The 13,836-nt window shown below is 73.4% G+C and carries 11 protein-coding genes; 7 read left to right on the top strand and 4 right to left on the bottom strand.

From position 1 onward, the window contains the following. Positions 1–16 precede the first annotated feature (16 nt). The 5 genes from ABZY13_RS18060 to ABZY13_RS18040 all read left to right on the top strand — a co-directional run bounded on the left by ABZY13_RS18060 (position 17) and on the right by ABZY13_RS18040 (position 6,981). A complete protein-coding gene (locus ABZY13_RS18060) occupies positions 17–814 on the top strand; it encodes a PspA/IM30 family protein (protein ID WP_356631742.1) in 798 nt (265 codons plus the stop codon). 42 nt (positions 815–856) lie between these two features. Then, positions 857–1,135, top strand: coding sequence for a hypothetical protein (locus ABZY13_RS18055; protein ID WP_356631740.1), 279 nt, complete (start codon positions 857–859; stop codon positions 1,133–1,135). A gap of 683 nt (positions 1,136–1,818) precedes the next feature. Continuing rightward, positions 1,819–3,036: a sensor histidine kinase gene (locus tag ABZY13_RS18050; protein WP_356631738.1), complete on the top strand. Its 1,218-nt coding sequence runs from the start codon at positions 1,819–1,821 to the stop codon at positions 3,034–3,036. Further along, complete coding sequence (locus tag ABZY13_RS18045; RefSeq protein ID WP_356631736.1) at positions 3,033–3,713, top strand: response regulator transcription factor; 681 nt, start codon at positions 3,033–3,035, stop codon at positions 3,711–3,713. The genes ABZY13_RS18050 and ABZY13_RS18045 overlap by 4 nt, the downstream gene beginning before the upstream one ends. Positions 3,714–3,870: 157 nt before the next feature. After that, positions 3,871–6,981, top strand: coding sequence for an efflux RND transporter permease subunit (locus ABZY13_RS18040; RefSeq protein ID WP_356631734.1), 3,111 nt, complete (start codon positions 3,871–3,873; stop codon positions 6,979–6,981). A gap of 115 nt (positions 6,982–7,096) precedes the next feature. Here the strand turns inward: ABZY13_RS18040 and nadA are convergent, their stop codons facing one another. Further along, positions 7,097–8,281 (bottom strand): quinolinate synthase NadA, encoded by a 1,185-nt coding sequence (nadA, locus tag ABZY13_RS18035; protein WP_356631732.1) that lies wholly within the window; start codon positions 8,279–8,281, stop codon positions 7,097–7,099. 299 nt (positions 8,282–8,580) lie between these two features. On the opposite strand from nadA, the gene erpA reads away from it, so the two are divergent. Continuing rightward, positions 8,581–8,937 carry an iron-sulfur cluster insertion protein ErpA gene (erpA, locus tag ABZY13_RS18030; RefSeq protein WP_356193288.1) on the top strand — a complete coding sequence of 119 codons (357 nt, stop codon included), beginning with the start codon at positions 8,581–8,583 and terminating at the stop codon, positions 8,935–8,937. Positions 8,938–9,361: 424 nt separating this feature from the next. Here erpA and ABZY13_RS18025 read toward each other — a convergent pair whose 3' ends face one another. Continuing rightward, on the bottom strand, positions 9,362–10,825 hold the full coding sequence (locus tag ABZY13_RS18025; RefSeq protein WP_356631730.1) for a hypothetical protein: 1,464 nt from the start codon (positions 10,823–10,825) through the stop codon (positions 9,362–9,364). A gap of 118 nt (positions 10,826–10,943) precedes the next feature. Continuing rightward, on the bottom strand, positions 10,944–11,153 hold the full coding sequence (locus ABZY13_RS18020) for a hypothetical protein (RefSeq protein WP_356631728.1): 210 nt from the start codon (positions 11,151–11,153) through the stop codon (positions 10,944–10,946). 129 nt (positions 11,154–11,282) lie between these two features. Here ABZY13_RS18020 and ABZY13_RS18015 point away from each other — a divergent pair, with 129 nt between their 5' ends. Next, a complete protein-coding gene (locus tag ABZY13_RS18015) occupies positions 11,283–12,257 on the top strand; it encodes a carbohydrate kinase family protein (RefSeq protein WP_356631726.1) in 975 nt (324 codons plus the stop codon). 12 nt (positions 12,258–12,269) lie between these two features. Here the strand turns inward: ABZY13_RS18015 and ABZY13_RS18010 are convergent, their stop codons facing one another. Continuing rightward, complete coding sequence (locus ABZY13_RS18010) at positions 12,270–13,646, bottom strand: aminotransferase class V-fold PLP-dependent enzyme (protein ID WP_356631724.1); 1,377 nt, start codon at positions 13,644–13,646, stop codon at positions 12,270–12,272. Positions 13,647–13,836 lie beyond the last annotated feature (190 nt).

Raw genomic sequence — 13,836 nt, 5'->3', positions numbered from 1 at the left:
GGGGCGCGCGAAGCCCATGAGCGGTGTCATGAAGCGTATGGGGATGATCTTCCGCGCGAAGGCGAACAAGGCCCTTGACCGGGCCGAGGACCCGCGCGAGACCCTCGACTACTCGTACCAGAAGCAGCTGGAGCTGCTCCAGAAGGTCCGCCGGGGCGTGGCCGACGTCGCCACCTCCCGCAAGCGGCTGGAGCTCCAGCTCAACCAGCTCCAGAGCCAGTCCGCCAAGCTGGAGGACCAGGGCCGCAAGGCGCTCGCCCTCGGCCGCGAGGACCTCGCCCGCGAGGCGCTGTCCCGGCGCGCGGCGCTCCAGCAGCAGGTGACGGACCTGGAGACCCAGCACTCCACGCTCCAGGGCGAGGAGGAGAAGCTCACTCTCGCGGCCCAGCGGCTTCAGGCCAAGGTCGACGCCTTCCGCACCAAGAAGGAGACGATCAAGGCGACGTACACCGCGGCCCAGGCGCAGACCCGGATCGGCGAGGCGTTCACCGGCATCTCCGAGGAGATGGGCGACGTCGGCCTGGCCATCCAGCGGGCCGAGGACAAGACCGCGCAGCTCCAGGCGCGGGCCGGCGCGATCGACGAACTGCTCGCCTCCGGCGCCCTCGACGACCCCACGGGCATGGCCAAGGACGACATCCAGGCCGAGCTGGACCGGCTCTCCGGTGGTACGGATGTAGAGCTGGAACTGCAGCGCATGAAGGCCGAGCTGGCCGGCGGCACGACCGGCGGGCAGCAGGCCATCGAAGGCGGCGACGGCCGGCAGAACCAGCAGCAGCAGCCGCAGGACACCCCCCGCTTCGACAAGCAGTAACGACGGACGGACGAGGCCGGGGCCCACGCCGAGGAGGGCGACATGATCGTACGGATCATGGGGGAGGGGCAGGTGAGGCTGGCCGACGGCCACCTCGCCGAACTCAGCAAGCTGGACGACGAACTCCTGGCGGAGATGGAGCAGGGCGACGGACCCGGCTTCCGCCGCACCCTGACCGCCCTCCTCACCAGGGTGCGGGAACTGGGCGAACCGCTCCCCGACGACTCCCTGGAGCCGTCGGAGCTGATCCTCCCGTCCCCGGACGCCACCCTGGACGAGGTCCGCGAACTCCTCAGCGACGACGGGCTGATCCCGGGCTGAGGCCCGGGCCCGCCGGCCCCTGACGGACGTCCCGCCGCACAGCCGCGCGCCGCAGGCCCGAACCTGGCGGCGATCGGAGCGCCGCAGCCCTGCCGCCGGGCGGCGTCCGCTTCGGGGACCGGCCCCACCGCGCGGGCCCGGCCCTGCGGCACGTGCGGACATCGCCGCGCCCGGCCGGGCGGAACCGGGCCCGGTCGCGATCGGGGTTCTCCGCCTGTCGCCCTCGGCATCGTGCCGGGCCTCGGCCAGTGGCCGTCCGTGACCCTGCAGGCCCAGGAGAACGCGCGGCTGGAGCGCGGACTCCGTCCCGCGGCGTCCGCCGCCGGGCGGCGGCGCGTCCCGCCGCGCGGGCCCGGCCCGGCGCACCGGGCCTCCGCCCGCTGCCGTGCCGCGCGGGGCCGACCCCGGCCCGGCCGTGACCCGGGTGTCTCGGCCTGTGCCCCGCGGTGTCCGGTGACTCCAGGGCCGACAGGGGACTTCGCAGGACAGGGCTCCCGGGAATGGTGCCCGGCCGCGCGGGCTCGGTCCCGCGCCGGGCCGACGCGCCTCACCGACGCGACCGGCCCCGGCCCGGCACCGAGGCCGACCGCCACCCCGGGCCGGCCCCCGCAGGCACCCCGGCCCCCGCGCCACCCGGCGGTTTCCGTACCCCGCCCCCCGGCGTGCCCGTACCGTAAGCAGGCGTGAGCAATCTCGAGCTCGTCCGGCGGCAGTTGAAGGCGCATCCCATGGCGCTGGACGCGGCGCTCGCCGCCGGCGTCCTGGTCTGCATGGTGGCCGGCTCCTTCGTGGACCCGCACGGCGAGAACGGCGTCAGCTGGGGCCTGCGCACCCCCGACCCGACCAGCCTGGTGCTCATCGCGCTCGGCGCCGCCGCCCTGGTGTTCCGCCGCCGCGGCCCGAAGCGCGTCCTCGCCCTCACCGGCACCCTCTCCGTCGTCGAGTGCGTCACCGGCGACCCGCGCGCCCCGGTCGCCATGGCCGCCGTGGTCGCCCTCTACACCGTCGCCGCCTCCACCGACCGCCCCACCACCTGGCGGGTCGGCCTGCTCACCATGACCGTGCTGACCGGCGTCGCCATGCTCGCCGGCCCGCTGCCCTGGTACGCGCAGGAAAACGTCGGGATCTTCGCCTGGACCGGCATGGCCGCCGCCGCGGGGGACGCCGTGCGCAGCCGCCGCGCCTTCGTGCACGCCATCCGGGAACGCGCCGAACGCGCCGAGCGCACCCGCGAGGAGGAGGCCCGCCGCCGCGTCGCCGAGGAGCGGCTGCGCATCGCCCGCGACCTGCACGACGTCGTCGCCCACCACATCGCCCTGGTCAACGTCCAGGCCGGGGTCGCCGCGCACGTCATGGACCGACGGCCCGACCAGGCCAAGGAGGCCCTCGCCCACGTACGCGAGGCCAGCCGGTCGGCGCTGAACGAACTGCGCGCCACCGTCGGCCTGCTGCGCCAGTCCGACGACCCGGCGGCGCCCACCGAGCCCGCACCGGGCCTCGACCGTCTCGACGAGCTCGTCGGCACCTTCCGCAACGCCGGCCTCCAGGTCCAGGTCGCCCGCGCCGACCAGGACACCACCCTGCCGGCCGCCGTCGACCTCGCCGCCTACCGGATCATCCAGGAGGCCCTGACCAATGTGCAGAAACACGCGGGCGCGGACGCCAAGGCCGAGGTGAGCGTCGTACGGGTGGGACCGAACGTCGAGATCACCGTCCTGGACGACGGCTCCGGCGACGACCCCTCCCCGAGCGGCGGCGGCCACGGGCTGCTCGGCATGCGCGAACGCGTCGGCGCCCTGCGCGGCACCCTCACCACCGGCCCCCGCTACGGGGGCGGCTTCCGCGTCCATGCGATCCTGCCCGTCAAGCCCCGCACCCGCCCAGGGGAGGACCCCGCATGACCATCCGTGTCCTGCTCGCCGACGACCAGGCCCTGCTGCGCAGCGCCTTTCGCGTCCTGGTCGACTCCGAGCCCGACATGGAGGTGGTGGGCGAGGCCGGCGACGGCGTGGAGGCGGTGCGGCTGGCCCGCGAACACCGCCCGGACGTGGTGCTGATGGACATCCGCATGCCCGGCGCCGACGGCCTGGCCGCCACCCGCGAGATCAGCTCCGACCCCGCCCTCGCGCACGTCCGGATCGTCATACTGACCACCTTCGAGGTGGACGACTACGTGGTGCAGTCGCTGCGCGCGGGCGCCTCCGGCTTCCTCGGCAAGGGATCCGAACCGGAGGAACTGCTGAACGCCATCCGGGTCGCGGCGGGCGGCGACGCCCTGCTCTCGCCCGCCGCGACCAAGGGCCTCATCTCCCGCTTCCTCGCCCAGGGCGGCACCGGCGACGGGCCGGACCCGGCCCGCTCCGAGCGGCTCGACGCACTGACCGTGCGCGAACGGGAGGTGCTGGTGCAGGTCGCCGGCGGGCACTCCAACGACGAGATCGCCGAACGCCTCGAGGTCAGCCCGCTCACGGTGAAGACCCACGTCAACCGGGCCATGGCCAAGCTGGGCGCCCGCGACCGGGCGCAGCTCGTGGTGATCGCCTACGAGTCCGGGCTGGTACGCCCGAGGGTGGACTGATCCGTTCGCCCCTCTACTCCTCCCGCAGTATGCGCGGCGTAAGGAACGGGACCTGGGAGCTACCTTTCGGCCTCCGCCGATGGCTCAGGGTGTTGGGGCGGGCGCTCACGTGTGCGCCCACCGCTCCGCTCAGGCCACGGAAGAGAGACGCTGACCCATGTCCTGGCTGTCGAGATTCAGCCTCGCGCAACGGGCCCTGACAGGGCTGATGTCCATCATCGCGCTCGCCTTCGGCGCCATCGCGATCCCCCAGCTCAAGCAGCAACTGCTGCCCACCATCGAACTGCCCATGGTCTCGGTGCTCGCGCCGTACCAGGGCGCGTCCCCCGACGTGGTCGAGAAGCAGGTCGTCGAACCCATCGAGGACAACCTCGAGGCGGTCGACGGCGTCACCGGCGTCACCTCCACGGCCAGCGAGGGCAACGCCGTCATCATGGCGTCCTTCGACTACGGCCCCGACCCCCAGCAGCTCGTCGCCGACGTCCAGCAGGCCGTCAACCGGGCCCGCGTCCAGCTCCCGGACGACGTCGACCCGCAGGTCATCGCCGGTTCGACGGACGACATCCCCACCGTCGTGCTGGCCGTCACCTCCGACGAGGACCAGCAGGCCCTCGCCGACCGGGTGGACCGCACGGTCGTCCCGGACCTGAAGAACATCGACGGCGTCGGCCGGGTCACCGTCGACGGCGTCCGCGACCTCCAGGTCTCCGTCACGCCCGAGGACGCCGCGCTGGCCCGCGCCGGGCTGACCGCCCAGCACCTCGCCCAGGCCCTGCAGACCGGCGGCGTCACCGTCCCGGCCGGCTCCTTCGACGAGGACGGCGGCAACCGCACCGTCCAGGTCGGCGGCGCCTTCACCTCGCTGGAGCAGATAGAGGACCTGATGATCACCGGCGAGGGCGTGAAGAAGCCCGTCCGCCTCGGTGACGTCGCCGCGGTGGAGGAGGAGCAGGCCGCCGCCGACTCCCTCACCCGCACCAACGGCCGCCCCAGCCTCTCGGTCGCCCTCACCATGGACCGCGACGGCAGCGCGGTCGCCATCTCCGAGGCCGTCGAGGAGAGGCTGCCCGGCCTGCGCGCGGACCTCGGCTCCGGCGCCGAGGTCACGGTCGTCAGCGACCAGGGCCCGGCGGTGTCCAAGGCCATCGACGGTCTGACCACCGAGGGCGCACTGGGCCTCGTCTTCGCCGTCCTGGTGATCCTGGTCTTCCTCGCATCCATCCGCTCCACCCTGGTCACCGCGGTGTCCATCCCGCTGTCGGTGGTCCTCGCCCTGATCGTGCTGTGGACCCGCGACCTGTCCCTGAACATGCTCACGCTGGGCGCGCTGACCATCGCGATCGGCCGCGTCGTCGACGACTCGATCGTGGTCCTGGAGAACATCAAGCGTCACCTCGGCTACGGCGAGGAGCGCCAGGACGCCATCCTCAAGGCCGTCCGCGAGGTCGCCGGCGCCGTCACCTCCTCCACCCTCACCACGGTCGCCGTCTTCCTGCCCATCGGCCTGGTCGGCGGCATGGTCGGCGAGCTGTTCGGCTCGTTCTCGCTGACGGTGACCGCGGCGCTGCTGGCCTCCCTGCTGGTGTCGCTGACGGTCGTGCCGGTCCTGTCGTACTGGTTCCTGCGCGCGCCCAAGGGCACCCCCGAGGACGCCGAGGAGGCCCGCCGGCGGGCCGAGGAGAAGGAGGCCCGCAGCCGTCTGCAGCGCCTGTACGTCCCCGTGCTGCGCTTCGCCACCCGGCGCCGGCTGACCAGCGTGGCCATCGCCGTCGTCGTGCTGATCGGCACCTTCGGCATGGCGCCGCTGCTGAAGACCAACTTCTTCGACCAGGGCGAGCAGGAGGTCCTCACCGTCAGGCAGGAGCTGGAGCCCGGCACCAGCCTGGCGGCGACCGACGCGCAGGCGAAGAGGGTCGAGAAGCTGCTCGGCGACACCGAGGGCGTCAAGGACTACCAGGTCACCGTCGGCTCGTCCGGCTTCATGGCCGCCTTCGGCGGCGGCACCGACACCAACCAGGCGTCGTACTCGGTGATGCTGGAGGACTCCGCGTCCTCCGACGACGTGCGCGACCGTATCGAGGAGGGTCTTGCCGGTCTCGACGGCATCGGCACGACCACCATCGCGGCCGGCGACGGCTTCGGCGCCCAGGACCTCAGTGTGGTCGTGAAGGCCGCCGACGCGAAGGTGCTGCGCACCGCCGCCGAGGAGGTCCGCAAGGCGGTGGCCGGTCTGGACGACGTCACCGACGTCACCAGCGACCTCTCGCAGAGCGTGCCCCGCATCTCCGTCGAGGCGGGCGACCGGGCCGCCGCGGCCGGCTTCACCGACCAGAGCCTCGGCGCGGCCGTCGCCCAGGCGGTGCGCGGCACGACCGCGGCCAGGGCGACGCTGGACGACACCGAGCGCGACGTCGTCGTCAAGTCCGCCCGGCCCGCCGACACCCTCGCCGAGCTGAAGCGGCTGCCGCTGGGCCGGGTCACCCTGGGCGACATCGCCACCGTGAAGCTGGTCGACGGACCGGTCTCCATGACCCGCATCGACGGGCAGCGCGCGGCGACCATCACCGCCAAGCCGACCGGCGACAACACCGGCGCGGTCAGCGCCGACCTCCAGTCCACGATCAACGGCCTGGACCTGCCGGCCGGCGCCACGGCCGAGATCGGCGGCGTCTCCGAGGACCAGGAGGAGGCGTTCGCCAACCTGGGCCTGGCGATGCTCGCGGCCATCGCGATCGTGTTCATGCTGCTGGTGGCGACGTTCCGCTCGCTGGCCCAGCCGCTGATCCTGCTGGTGTCGATCCCGTTCGCGGCGACCGGCGCGATCGGCCTGCTGGTGGCGACGGGCACCCCGATGGGCGTCCCCGCGATGATCGGCATGCTGATGCTGATCGGCATCGTCGTGACCAACGCGATCGTGCTGATCGACCTCGTCAACCAGTACCGGGCACAGGGGTACGGCGTGGTGGAGGCCGTGATCGAGGGCGGCCGGCACCGGCTGCGCCCGATCCTCATGACCGCCCTGGCGACGATCTTCGCCCTGCTCCCGATGGCGCTCGGCGTCACCGGCGAGGGCGGCTTCATAGCCCAGCCGCTGGCGGTCGTCGTGATCGGCGGTCTGATCACCTCCACCCTGCTGACGCTGCTCCTCGTCCCGACGCTCTACGCGATGCTGGAGCTGCGCAAGGAGCGCCGGGCGAAGAAGCGGGCGGCGAAGAAGGGCGCACTTCCGCAGCAGGCCTCGCAGGAGCCGGCGTCGGCCGAGGTCTGACGCACGGTCGACGGCCGAGGGCCCACCCGGGAGACTCCGGGTGGGCCCTCGGTGCGCAGGGGAAGGTTCACGGCCGTCTGCGCGCACCCGGGAAGGGCCTGCGCGCCGGAAACGGCTACGGCAGCGCCAGCATCCGCTCCAGCGCCAGCTTGGCGAACGCCTCGGTCTCCTTGTCGACCTCGATGCGGTTGACCAGCTTGCCCTCGGCCAGCGACTCCAGGGCCCAGACCAGGTGCGGCAGGTCGATGCGGTTCATGGTCGAGCAGAAGCAGACCGTCCGGTCCAGGAAGACGATCTCCTTGCCCTCCGGAGCGAAACGGTTCGCCAGCCGGCGAACCAGGTTCAGCTCGGTGCCGATGGCCCACTTGGAGCCCGCCGGGGCGGCCTCCAGCGTCTTGATGATGTACTCCGTCGAGCCCACGTAGTCGGCGGCGGCCACGACCTCGTGCCGGCACTCGGGGTGGACCAGCACGTTCACGCCCGGTACGCGCGCCCGCACGTCCTCGACCGAGTCGAGGCTGAAACGGCCGTGCACCGAGCAGTGACCGCGCCACAGGATCATCTTCGCGGCGCGCAGCTGCTCGGCCGTCAGCCCGCCGTTCGGCTTGTGCGGGTTGTAGACGACGCAGTCCTCCAGGGACATGCCCATGTCGCGGACGGCGGTGTTGCGGCCCAGGTGCTGGTCGGGCAGGAACAGCACCTTCTCGCCCTGCGCGAAGGCCCACTCCAGGGCCCGCTGCGCGTTGGAGGAGGTGCAGATGGTGCCGCCGTGCTTGCCGGTGAAGGCCTTGATGTCGGCGGACGAGTTCATGTACGACACCGGCACGACCTGCTCGGCCACGCCGGCTTCGGTCAGCACGTCCCAGCACTCCGCGACCTGCTCGGCGGTGGCCATGTCGGCCATGGAACAGCCGGCCGCCAGGTCGGGCAGGACGACCTTCTGGTCGTCGGAGGTGAGGATGTCCGCGGACTCCGCCATGAAGTGCACACCGCAGAAGACGATGTACTCCGCCTCCGGGCGCGCGGCGGCGTCCCGGGCGAGCTTGAAGGAGTCGCCCGTCACGTCGGCGAACTGGATGACCTCGTCGCGCTGGTAGTGGTGACCCAGCACGAAGACCTTGTCGCCCAGCTTCTCCTTGGCCGCGCGGGCACGCTCGACCAGGTCCGGGTCGGACGGCGAGGGCAGGTCGCCGGGGCACTCCACACCGCGTTCGCTCTTCGGGTCGGCCTCACGGCCGAGGAGCAGCAGGGCGAGGGGCGTCGGCTGTACGTCGAGCTCCTGGGTCTGGGCGGTGGTCACTACGCACCACTTTCTGTTCAGCGGCCGGCTCTGCGGGGCGACTTTTCGTCTGTCTGACGCTATTTATCATAACCGCTTCACGTCACTTTGACGATGGCCATAGCGTCCATGTTGACGTGAATCCCCCGAGCCCTCGATTCATTCCCGGAAGGCCCCACAAGGACCGTTTTCCGCTCGGTGGGGCGTGTGCGAGCATGAGGAGGGAGCCGAAAAGCGAGCGCCCGGCCCGGAATGAATCCGCGGCCCCCACGGTTGCAACCGTCGGCAAGCAGTCTCCGTACAACCCGGGAGAGATGTAGATGTCCGTATCGGACGAGACCACCACCGTCACCGACGGCATCATCCTGACCGACGCCGCCGCGTCCAAGGTCAAGGCGCTGCTCGACCAGGAAGGCCGCGACGACCTCGCGCTGCGCGTCGCCGTCCAGCCCGGAGGCTGCTCCGGCCTGCGTTACCAGCTCTTCTTCGACGAGCGCTCCCTCGACGGCGATGTCGTGAAGGACTTCGACGGAGTGAAGGTCGTCACCGACCGCATGAGCGCCCCGTACCTGGGCGGCGCGACGATCGACTTCGTCGACACCATCGAGAAGCAGGGCTTCACCATCGACAACCCCAACGCCACGGGCTCCTGCGCCTGCGGCGACTCCTTCAGCTGAGCACCGACGCGGGGCGCGGCCGGCCGGGCGCGGCTCGCTGAGCGCACGCTCGGCGCCGTGCCTGAGCAGGCACGCCGCGCCTGCGCGGCGGCCCTGTGCGCACGGCACGAAAAGGCGGCGGCCCCTTTGGGGCCGCCGCCTTTCTGCGTGCTCGCGCCGGGGGTGTGCTCGCGCCGGGGGTGTGCTCGCGCCGGGGGTGTGCTCGCTTGACGGCGCCCGCGCCCGCGGGCCCGGGCGCCGTCGCCGCGCCGCACCCGGACGGCAGTCCGGGTCCGGGGCCGGGGCGTTCACACCGGGGAGGTGCGGTACCGCCGCAGAGGCGTGCTCGCATCGGGGAGGTGCGCTTCCGCCAGGCAAGCGCGCTCCCGCCCGGGGGCGCATCCGCCCCGCCCGGGGGCGGACCCCGCCGGGGTGAGGCGCGCTCCTACCGCGGAAGCCGCGCCCCCGGCTTCTCCAGCGGCACTCCCTCGCCGTCCGGGCCGACCACCTTCCGGTCGCCGAGCGGCTCCTCCAGCCGCACGGTCCGGTGGTGGATCTCGGCGATCGCGATGCAGACCGCGTCCGGCCAGGCCGTCTCGGTCACCTTCACGGTCACCCGGCCCCGGCCCTCCTCGGCCGTGACCTCGTAGTCGGAGCAGACCCCGCCGGTGAAGCTCACGGTCAGCTCGCGCCCCTCGGTCGTGTAGCCCTCCACGGCCGGGTCCTGCGCGCCGGGGCGGGGGCTGGGACGCTCGTCCGGCGTCGCGGCCGGTTCCGGCGACTTCAGGAACCGCGGGTCGATCGCCGGATGCGCCACCGTGAAGGTCTCCTTCGCGCCGGGCGCCCGCACCTCGAACAGCCAGGACGGCACCAGCGTCTGCCGGGCCTCCACGAAGTGCGAGGCCAGCCCGAACACCGCGCCCTCGACCTCGGCCGGCTTCCCGGCCGGAGCCTTCTGCGTGGCGCAGGGCAGGTCGGACGGCTCGTCCAGCGGCACGGCACTGGCGCAGCCGCCGATCCCCACGGGCCCGTCCGGCGCCTGAGCCGCGTTGAGCAGGTCCAGCGTCCGCGCGGCGCCGAGCACGGGATACGTGTGCCCCTTGACCGGCGCCTTCAGCTGTCCGCTGCCGGCCACCACCTCGCCGCCCGCGCCCACCGTGACGCCGGTCGGCCAGCCGTGCGTGGGAAGTCCGCCGACCACGGGCCGGGCGTCGACCGTCCGCCCGGCGCCCGTGTCCGCGCCGACGACCACCCGGGCGCCCTCCTGCCCGGCCGCCTCCAGCACCGGCAGGGCCGCCTTCCTGGCCGCCTCCTCGCTCACCGCGCCCCCGCCGGACGGCTCGTCCGGGCAGGAGACGGCGCTCTTGCAGTCGTCGGAGCCGGGGGCGTACCGCTGGAACGTCCAGGTGCCCGGTGCCTGCCGGTTCACCTGAAGGCTCGGGCCCTCGCCGTCGCGGGCGCTGCCGATCCGCCAGGCCTGGGCCTCGGCGACGGGCCTGCCCTCCAGGCCGAGCGCCCGGGCGAGCCTCGTCACCTCGGCCTCGGTGACCCGGCCGGCGCTTTGGTGGACCGGCGCCGAGTCCGGCCCGTCGGGCAGCCTGCCGGAGGCCCGGTAGGAGACGCCGCCGGGGCCGGGCTCGCCCGGGGCGATGCCGCCGACGTGTCCGTCGAGGACCAGCGGCGGGGGAGTGCCGTCGCCGCCGGGCGCCTCGGACGCCGTGGTCCCGCCGGAGCCGTCCCCGGCGGACGTGGCGAGGTACGCCCCGCCGCCGCCCGCGACCAGCACGGCGGCGGCGACGGAGGCGATCAGCACGGACGGACGCCGCCGCGCCGGGCCGGCCGTGCCGGTTCCCTCGGCGGCGCCCGCACCCTCGGGGCCCTCGGTGTGGTCGGGTCGCTCGGTGTCCACCGCATCGCTCCTTCGCCTGCCTGCGACCCGGCCGATACACGGGTCGCGTCCCGTTCCCCTGCGCGGGGACGGCGATGGGACGCGGCGGAGGCGCGAGCGGTTCCGCGGACGCGCCGGATCAGTCGCCGTACTCCGGCATCGCGTCCACCAGTCGCGCCGAATCCGGCGGGACCCGCACGCCGTGGATCGCCGACGGGGAGACCGGGCGCGGGGCGCGGCGGTCGGGGGCCGTCCAGTGCGGAGCCATCCGGGCGCAGTCGCCGCGCAGCGAGGCGAGATCGCCCTCCGGGTCGGCGGGGGCGGGGGAGGTCGCTCGAAGGTTGGTCATGCTGCACCGTATGCACGGACCGGCCTGCCATGAAAGGTCTACTATCGGGTAGTTTTGCCCGCTTCAGCGACCTCGCCGGAACCCGGTAGCGTGAACCGTCAACGCCTTCCACCCGGGAGATTCCACGCCGTGCGCATCGCAGTCACCGGCTCCATCGCCACCGACCACCTCATGACCTTCCCCGGCCGCTTCGCCGACCAGCTCGTCGCGGACCAGTTGCACACGGTCTCGCTGTCGTTCCTGGTCGACCAGCTCGACGTACGCCGGGGCGGCGTGGGCGCCAACATCGCCTTCGGCATGGGCCAGCTCGGCACCCGGCCGATCCTGGTGGGCGCCGCGGGCGCCGACTTCGACGAGTACCGTGCCTGGCTCGACCGGCACGGCGTCGACACCGCCTCGGTCCGCATCTCCGAGACCCTGCACACCGCCCGCTTCGTGTGCACCACGGACGCCGACCACAACCAGATCGGCTCCTTCTACACCGGCGCCATGAGCGAGGCCCGCCTCATCGAGCTCAAGACCGTCGCCGACCGCGTCGGCGGCCTCGACCTCGTCCTCATCGGCGCCGACGACCCGGAGGCGATGCTCCGACACACCGAGGAGTGCCGCTCGCGCGGCATCCCCTTCGCCGCCGACTTCTCCCAGCAGATCGCCCGGATGAACGGCGAGGAGATCCGCATCCTGCTGGACGGCGCCACCTACCTGTTCTCCAACGAGTACGAGAAGGGCCTCATCGAGTCCAAGACCGGCTGGACCGAGGAGGAGATCCTCGGCAAGGTCGGCCACCGCGTCACCACCCTCGGCAAGCGGGGCGTGCGCGTCGAGCGGGCCGGCGAGGAGCCGATCGAGGTCGGCTGCCCCGAGGAGGAGCGCAAGGCCGACCCCACCGGCGTCGGCGACGCCTTCCGCGCCGGCTTCCTGTCCGGCCTCGTCTGGGGCGTCTCCCTGGAGCGCGCCGCCCAGGTCGGCTGCATGCTGGCCACCCTCGTCATCGAGACCGTCGGCACCCAGGAGTACGCCCTGCGCCGCGCCCACTTCATGGACCGCTTCACCAAGGCGTACGGCCACGACGCCGCCGCCGAGGTCCAGGCCCACCTGGCCTGACCCCGCGCGACGTCAGGAGACCCGGCGGACCAGATAGGCCGAGCCCTGGTCCGCCGGCTCCTCGCCGACGTACTCCTGCCCGCGCATCTCGCACCACGCCGGGATGTCCAGCCGCGCCGCCTCGTCGTCGGCGAGCACCCGGACCGTGCCGCCCACCGGCACCTGCCCGATCACCTTCGCCAGCTCGATCACCGGGATCGGGCACAGCTTGCCCACCGCGTCCACCACCAGCGCGTCCCCGCGCACCACGGTGGCCGGCGCCGGCGTCCCGAGCTTCTCCCGCACCCCCGCCACCGCGCCCGGCAGCACCCGGAGGAACCGCTCCACGTCCTCGGCCGGCGTCCCCGGCGGCAGCGACACCCGAACGTTGCCCTCGCTCAGCACCCCCATCGCACGCAGCACATGGCTCGGCGTCAGCGTGCTGCTCGTACAGGACGAACCGGACGACACGGAGAAACCGGCGCGGTCCAGCTCGTGCAGCAGCGTCTCCCCGTCGACATAGAGACACGAGAAGGTGACGATCCCGGGCAGCCGGTCCACCGGATCGCCCACCACCTCCACGTCGGGCACCAGTTCGGGCACCCGGGCCCGGATCAGGTCCGTCAGCTCCCGCAGCCGCGCCGCCTCGGCCGTCGCCCCGGCCCGCACCGCGCGCAGCGAGGCCGCCGCCGCCACGATCGCCGGGATGTTCTCGAACCCGGCCGCCCGCCCCGACTCCCGCTCGTCCGCGGGCCCCTGCGGCGCGAACCGCACCCCCTTGCGCACGACCAGCAGCCCGACCCCGGACGGCCCGCCCCACTTGTGCGCGCTCGCCGTCAGCAGCGACCACTCGCCCGGCACCGGACCCCAGCCCAGCGACTGCGCCGCGTCCACCAGCAGCGGCACCCCCGCCTCCCGGCACCGCGCGGCCACCTCGGCCACCGGCTGGGCGGTCCCCACCTCGTGGTTGGCGGACTGCAGACACGCCAGCGCCGTGTCGGGGCGCAGCGCGGCGGCGTACGCGTCCGCCCGCACGGCGCCCTCCCGGCCCACCGCGACCTCGGTGACCGTCCCGCCGTCCGCCTCGTGCACCTCGGCCGCATGCAGGACGGAGGAGTGTTCGACGGCTGACACGATCAGGTGGCGTCCGGCGCGCCGCCGCCCCGCGAGCGCCCCGGCCACCCCCGAGTGCACCGCACGCGTCCCCGAGGACGTGAACACCAGCTCGTCCGCCCGGCACCCCACCGCCTCCGCGGCCGCCTCCCGCGCGGCGTCCAGCAGCATCCGGGCCCGCCGCCCCTCCCGGTACAGCCGCGCCGGGTCGGCCCACCCCTCGTCCAGGGAGGCCTGGAGGGCCTGCCGGGCGACGGGATGGAGAGGAGCGGCGGAAGCGGCGTCGAAGTAGGCCATACGGCAACGCTAAGCGCCCGGTGGCGGCGTGGGGAAACGCGCGATCGACCACATTCGGTCCGCAGCCGCCACAAAAACCGCACGTCGGGGCTCCGCGACGGACAAAACCCACCGTCAGAACCGGCCCAGAGCCGGACAACAGACCCCCGTCGAAGGACCCGCGGCGCGTTGCGCCCCCCTCCCCGCGCGA

The organism is Streptomyces sp. NPDC006610, from assembly GCF_040611575.1.
Classification (GTDB): Bacteria; Actinomycetota; Actinomycetes; order Streptomycetales; family Streptomycetaceae; genus Streptomyces.
Note: the sequence above shows the minus strand (reverse complement) of the source record. Positions and strands in the feature narration are given on the sequence as shown.

Excerpts from the sequence above, each read along its gene's own strand:
- ABZY13_RS18060 (WP_356631742.1), top strand. The coding sequence starts at position 17 with ATGAGCGGTGTCATGAAGCGTATGGGGATGATCTTCCGCGCGAAGGCG.
- ABZY13_RS18055 (WP_356631740.1), top strand. The coding sequence starts at position 857 with ATGATCGTACGGATCATGGGGGAGGGGCAGGTGAGGCTGGCCGACGGC.
- ABZY13_RS18045 (WP_356631736.1), top strand. The coding sequence starts at position 3,033 with ATGACCATCCGTGTCCTGCTCGCCGACGACCAGGCCCTGCTGCGCAGC.
- ABZY13_RS18040 (WP_356631734.1), top strand. The coding sequence starts at position 3,871 with ATGTCCTGGCTGTCGAGATTCAGCCTCGCGCAACGGGCCCTGACAGGG.
- erpA (WP_356193288.1), top strand. The coding sequence starts at position 8,581 with ATGTCCGTATCGGACGAGACCACCACCGTCACCGACGGCATCATCCTG.
- ABZY13_RS18020 (WP_356631728.1), bottom strand. The coding sequence starts at position 11,153 with ATGACCAACCTTCGAGCGACCTCCCCCGCCCCCGCCGACCCGGAGGGC.
- ABZY13_RS18010 (WP_356631724.1), bottom strand. The coding sequence starts at position 13,646 with ATGGCCTACTTCGACGCCGCTTCCGCCGCTCCTCTCCATCCCGTCGCC.